2 protein-coding genes are annotated in these 1,166 nt (G+C 68.0%); both read right to left on the bottom strand.

Annotated elements, in window-relative coordinates; all coding sequences use genetic code 11:
* Nucleotides 1–33 precede the first annotated feature (33 nt).
* Nucleotides 34–921 carry an IS3 family transposase gene (locus ACZ5C2_RS38610; protein ID WP_468801641.1) on the bottom strand — a complete coding sequence of 296 codons (888 nt, stop codon included), beginning with the start codon at nucleotides 919–921 and terminating at the stop codon, nucleotides 34–36.
* A partial coding sequence (locus tag ACZ5C2_RS38615; protein WP_468801643.1) for a transposase occupies nucleotides 918–1,166 on the bottom strand: 249 nt, incomplete at its 5' end. The genes ACZ5C2_RS38610 and ACZ5C2_RS38615, both read right to left, overlap by 4 nt.

The following is a 1,166-nucleotide window of genomic DNA, read 5'->3' on the forward strand; positions in this document are numbered from 1 at the left end:
TGAAGTTTCCCCGTGATCTCGGACACGTGATCGCTATGCCGCGAGAGCGTGCTGGTGCCGTTGCCTGGTTTCGGCCGGGGTGAGGTAGCCGAACGTGCGGTGCTTGCGTAGGCGGCGGCGGTTGTAGAAGGTCTCGATGAAGGAGAAGACCTCGGCGCGGGCGGTGGCCCGGTCGGGCCAGGTACGGGTGCCGATCTCTTCCTTGAGCAGGGCCCAGAAGCTCTCCGCGGCGGCGTTGTCGAAGCATGATCCGGTGCGTCCGCAGCTCTGCCGCAGCCCCAACTTCCCTATTCGTTGCCGGAACTGAGTCGAGGTGTATTCGCTGCCGCGATCGCTGTGAACCACGCAGCCGGGCTCGAGTCCGCCCCGGCCGTGGGCCATGTCGAGAGCGTCGACCACCAGCTCGGCGCGGTGGTGGTCGGCCATGGCGTAGCCGACGACCTCGCGGGTGGCCAGGTCCAGCCAGCAGGCGAGGTAGAGCCAGCCCTCGGCGGTGGGCAGGTAAGTGATGTCGCCGACCAGCTTGGTCCCGGGGCGCTCGGCATGGAAGTCGCGGCCGATCAGGTCCGGGGCCGGCTTCGCTCTCGCGTCCGGCCGGGTCAGCGAACGCCGTCTGCGCCGGGTGACGCCGCGGATGTCGCGCTCACGCATCACGCGGGCGACGCGCTTGCGGTTCACCCGTCGGCCCAGGCGGCGCAGTTCGGCATGGATACGTGGGACACCGTAGGTGTGCCGGGAAGCGATGTGCACCACGGTGATCTCGTGTGCGAGCGCGTCGTCGGCGGCCTGCCTGGCACGGCGGGCGGCTTCGCCCTCGCACCAGGCGTAGTAGGAGGAGCGGGCGACCTTCAGCACCCGGCACAGCAGGACGATCGGATAGTTCGCCTTCTCCGCATGGATCAACCGGTACAGCTCGCTCACCGGTCGTTCTCCTTCACGAAGAAGGCCGTCGCTTTTTTCAGGATCTCGATCGTCTGCTGCTGTTCACGGACCTCCTTGCGCAGTCGCTTGAGCTCCTCGCGCTCGACGCTAGTCAGCTCACCTGACGTGCCTTCGCCCTGGTCCGCCTTCGCCCGGCGGTACCAGCCGCGCAGGGACTCGGAGCTGATGCCGAGTTCCCGGGCGACGGCGGTGACCGTCTTGCCCGAGGAGTCGACGAGCGCGAT

The organism is Streptomyces sp. NPDC031365, assembly GCF_055569765.1.